Genomic DNA, 4,614 nt, shown 5'->3' with positions numbered 1-4,614 from the left:
CGCAGCAGCTCCGAGTCGCGAACGCCATGGCCCAGGTGGCCGACGACGTCCGACACCAGGTGCCAGACGGCATGCCGCTCCGCGCGGGTGATGGCGGGTACGCGCACCGAGCCGGGCACGCTGACCCGGCCCAGGTCGTTGCGCATCAGGTCGACGATCATGATGTTCTCGGCGCGGTTCTTGGCCGAGGCCACGAGCTCGTCGGGGTCGGTGTCCAGTGGTGCCGTGCCCTTGATCGGCGAGCTCAGGACCTCGTCGCCCGTGCGGCGCAGGAACAGCTCCGGCGACAGGCTCGCGAGCGCTCCCTCGGGGCTGGAGACGAACGCGGCGTACGCGGGGTGCAGCCGCTCGACCCCGGCACAGAACACGTCGAGCGGGTCGCCGGCGAACGGCGCCTCGAGCCGCGCGCACAGGTTGGCCTGGAAGATGTCACCGGCCGCGATGTGCTCCAGCACGGTCGTGAGTGCGGCACGGTGCGCATCGGGCGTCGGCGTCATCTCGAACGTCCCGACCTCGTACGCCTGCGGGTCCGCGGGGTCCGCCCGGAGCGTCTCGACGATGCGGGCGTCGCGCTCGTCGTCGCGGCGCAGCGATTCGAGCCACCAGGTGCCGTCGGTGCGGCGCAGGACGTGATCGTAGAACGCGATGCGGTGATCCGGCTGCGGGATCGGGCGGTGCGGCGCGGCCGGCAGCTCCTCGACGAGGCGGCCGAGCTGGTAGCCCCACGCGCCGATCCACCCGCCCCCGAATCCGCCGACGTCGGACGGCAACGGGTCGAGGTCGATGCCGGTGAACGGGTCGCCGTCGAGCACCGCGACGGGGTCGAACGCGATCAGCGCCTCGCCGTGGTGCCAGGCGCCGAGCAGCGCCACGAGCCGCTCGCGGCCCCGGAACCTCCGGAGGACGTCGAGCGGGTCGAGATCGAGATCGAGACGCCGGCGGCCGAGGCCGGCGTCAGTCGGTGCGGGACTCGTCAATGACTTGCGCCCCCAGCTCCCGGGTCAGGAGGTCCTCGGGATCGATGTCCTCCTGCTCGACGACCGGATCGTCGCGCGTGGCGGTTGCATCGGGGTCCTCACGAGTCTCCGGCGTGACGGGGTCACGCAGCGCCTCGCGTACGGACTCCGGCGCCGAGACGCCCTTGCGCGGCGCGGCGGGGCTCGGGTCGGCCGAGGCGGGTTCGTCGGAGCCGGTCGCGCCGGGACGGGCGCTCGGGTCGACGATCGCCTCGATCTTCCAGGTGACCCCGAGCACGGCGTGGAGCGCCTGCTGGACGTACTCCTCGGACCGGCTGTTGATGAACGAGTCGCGGGCGCCCGCGTTGACCAGCGCGATCGTCAGCGTCGAGCCGTCGAGCGCGGTGACCTGGGCGTTCTGGCTCAGCATGACCCATGCGAAGCGCCGCAGGTCACGGATCTTGTCGAGGATCTCCGGCCACAGCCGGCGTACGTCGGCGATCGTGAGCGACCCGGTCGACGGCGGCTCGGACTGCGCCGGCGCGGCGACCGGAGCCGGCTGGACACCCTCCGGCGGGGCCACCGGCGCAGGCTCGACGGCCGCGGGCTCGGCGACGGGGGCTGGCACGACAGCCTCCGGCTCGGCAACGGGAGCGGGCACGGACTCGACGATCGGGCTGGGCTCGGCCTCCGCGGGCGGCGCTACGGGGGGCGCCTCGACGACCGGCGGTGACGCAGGTGCGGCCGGAGCAGGGGCGGCAACCGGGGCGGGAGCGGCACCGGGGTCGATCGACAGGCGGCGCTCGAGCCGGTCGAGCCGGGCCTGGAAGCCCTGCGCCGAGTTGTCGGAGCCGGGCACGAGGATCCGTGCGCACATCAGCTCGAGCAGCAGCCGGGGCGCCGTGGCGCCGCGGAACTCGATCAGCGCGGCGTTGACGATGTCGGCGGCCCGGGTCAGCTCAGACGGGCCGAAGTTGCTGGCCTGGCTGAGCAGCCGCTCGGCCCGGTCGCCCGGAACGTCGAGCAGACCCTTGGACAGCGCGTCGGGCACCGCGGCGACGATCACCAGGTCGCGCAGTCGCTGCAGGAGGTCCTCGGCGAACCGGCGTGGGTCCTGGCCGGACTCGATGACCTTGTCGACGACGCCGAACACCGTCGAGCCGTCGCTCGCGGCGAACGCATCGATCGCCTCGTCGAGCAGCGAGTCGGGCGTGTAGCCCAGCAGCTGCACCGCGAGATCGTAGGTCACGCCCTCGGGGCCGGCGCCGCCGAGCAGCTGGTCGAGGACGCTGAGGGTGTCACGGACCGAGCCCTGCCCCGCGCGTACGACGAGCGGCAGCGCGCTCGGCTCGAGCGTGACGTGCTCTGCCTCGCAGAGCTGCAGCAGGTAGTCGCCGAGGGTCTTGGGCGGGACCAGCCGGAACGGATAGTGGTGCGTGCGCGACCGGATCGTGCCGATGACCTTGTCGGGCTCGGTCGTCGCGAAGATGAAGCGGAGGTGCGGCGGGGGCTCCTCGACGAGCTTGAGCAGCGCGTTGAAGCCCTGCGGCGACACCATGTGCGCCTCGTCGATGATGTAGACCTTGTAGCGGCTGCTGACCGGGGCGAAGAACGCGCGTTCGCGCAGGTCACGTGCATCGTCGACACCGCCGTGGCTCGCGGCGTCGATCTCGATGACATCGATGCTGCCGGGCCCGCCGCGCGCCAGGTCCCGACAGCTCTGGCACTCGCCGCACGGGTCGGCGATCGGCGCCTTCTCGCAGTTGAGCGCCCTGGCGAGGATGCGCGCACTGGTCGTCTTGCCGCAGCCTCGCGGACCGGAGAACAGGTAGGCGTGGTTGACCCGGTTGGCGGCCAGCGCGTGGCGCAACGGCTCGGTCACATGGTCCTGCCCGATCACCTCGGCGAACGTCTCCGGCCGGTAGCGGCGGTAAAGGGCAAGAGGGGCATCCACGACCTGAACTCTATAGACCCGGTCCGACGCTGACGAGGCCGTCGGCTTCTCGGTCAGGAGCTGACGAGCTCCTTGACGCGCAGCCAGTCGTCAACCGCGTCATATGCGGCCCGCCGCGGCTCCTCGTGCGAGATGAACACGTCGTGCTTGGCGCCCTCGATCGGCACGACCGTGACCTGGTCGCCGAGGCAACCGGCCCAGCGCGCGATCTGCTTGACGTCGAGCACGGCGTCGGCTGTCGCGACCTCCTCGTGGTAGCGCCGGGCGAAGCGGCTCCGCGTCGAGCGGAGCACCAGCGACGGCACACCGATGTCGAGCCCCTTGTGCAGGGCGGCGTGGCCACGCCGGATCGCGGTCAGCCAGCCGTAGGAGACCGGGAAACCCTCGAGCGGCTTGAACGCGGTGTTGAAGTCCCACTCACCGTGCGCGCTGACGTGCAGGCTGGTGCCGTACGCATCCGCGTGCGGCAGCTTGATGATCGACTTGGGCTTGATCCGGGCCATCGTCGCGATCACCGCGGTGCCGACCGTACGCATCCACGGGGCGCCCTGCAGGTCGAGCCAAGGGCTGTTGAACACGGCGCCGGCGACGCCGGCACCCTTGCTGCCACCGGGCTGCTGGTTGAGCCGGTGGAGCCACAGCGCCATGATCAGGCCGCCGGTGGAGTGGGCGGACAGCAGGACGTGCTTGCCGCCGGTCTCCGCGCGGATGATGTCGAGCGCCGCGTCGAGCTCGGCGTCGTAGAGCGCGAGGTCGGAGACGTAGTGACCCGTCTGCCCCTCGCGGCGGGAGCGCCCGCACTTGCGCAGGTCGAGGGCGTAGAACGCGAAACCCCGATCGGCGAAGAACTCGGCGAGCTCGCGCTGGAAGAAGTAGTCGCTGAACCCGTGGACGTAGAGCACCGCGGTCTCGTACGCCTCTGCGGGCACCCGGCGCACCAGGGTCGCCTCGACCTCGCCCTCACCGTCGGGATCGACCCCGAGCGGGATCGTGTGCTGCTCGTATCCCTCACCCAGCTCGTCAGGGACCCACTCCGTCATTCGGCTCTCCTCGTTTGGACTCGGACGTCGCGTCCAACAGTATGGGACGGTGACCGAGACCCGTGAGATCCAGCGCATCCTCGACCTCGCCCTGCGGGTCGGCGACATGCTCCTCGCCAACGGCGCGGGTGCCGCTGATGTCACGGCCACGATGTCGTCGATCGCGCACCACCTGGGCCTGCGGCAGCCGCTCGTCGACGTGACGTTCACGACGGTCAACATGAGCTACCAGTCCTCCCCCGATGACCTGGCCGTCTCGGCGACGCGGCACGTCAAGCAGCGCGAGACCGACTTCGACGACCTCACCCGGGTCGACCACCTCGTCAGCGACCTGCTGTCGGACGAGATCGACCTCGAGGAGGCCCGCATCCGGCTGGCCCAGATCTCGTCGACGGGCCATCACACCCCGCGCTGGGCCGTCACGCTGAGCTGGGGCGCGATCGGGGCCGGTGTCGCGATGCTGATCGGCGGCGACTGGATCGTCACCCTGATCGCCGCGATCGCCGCGATCGGGCTCGAGATCCTGCAGCGCTTCCTGTCGCGGCTCCGGCTGCCGTTCTTCTACGCGCAGGTCGCCGGCGGGCTGTTCGCCTCGCTGCTCGCGGTCGGGGCGTCAGCCGCGCACATCTCGACGGATCCCTCGCTCGTCATCACCGCCAGCATC

Annotated in this window: 4 protein-coding genes; 1 reads left to right on the top strand and 3 read right to left on the bottom strand. The window is 71.3% G+C overall.

Features of this window, described 5'->3' with window-relative positions; genetic code table 11:
- The 3 genes from V6M46_RS03210 to V6M46_RS03200 form a co-directional block, all read right to left on the bottom strand.
- Nucleotides 1-977, bottom strand: a 977-nt coding sequence (locus V6M46_RS03210) for a chorismate-binding protein (RefSeq protein ID WP_332662327.1), incomplete at its 3' end; no start/stop codon positions are given.
- Nucleotides 955-2,910: a DNA polymerase III subunit gamma and tau gene (locus V6M46_RS03205; protein ID WP_332662326.1), complete on the bottom strand. Its 1,956-nt coding sequence runs from the start codon at nucleotides 2,908-2,910 to the stop codon at nucleotides 955-957. The genes V6M46_RS03205 and V6M46_RS03210, both read right to left, overlap by 23 nt.
- Nucleotides 2,911-2,963: 53 nt before the next feature.
- Nucleotides 2,964-3,950 (bottom strand): alpha/beta hydrolase, encoded by a 987-nt coding sequence (locus V6M46_RS03200; RefSeq protein ID WP_332662325.1) that lies wholly within the window; start codon nucleotides 3,948-3,950, stop codon nucleotides 2,964-2,966.
- Between the two features lie 49 nt (nucleotides 3,951-3,999).
- Here V6M46_RS03200 and V6M46_RS03195 point away from each other — a divergent pair.
- A partial coding sequence (locus V6M46_RS03195) for a threonine/serine exporter family protein (protein WP_332662324.1) occupies nucleotides 4,000-4,614 on the top strand: 615 nt, incomplete at its 3' end.

Source organism: Aeromicrobium sp. (assembly GCF_036676885.1).
Classification (GTDB): Bacteria; Actinomycetota; Actinomycetes; order Propionibacteriales; family Nocardioidaceae; genus Aeromicrobium.
The sequence above is the reverse complement of the archived record's forward strand: the minus strand, read 5'-3'. Positions and strand labels throughout refer to the sequence as shown.

Excerpts from the sequence above, each read along its gene's own strand:
- V6M46_RS03200 (WP_332662325.1), bottom strand. The coding sequence starts at position 3,950 with ATGACGGAGTGGGTCCCTGACGAGCTGGGTGAGGGATACGAGCAGCAC.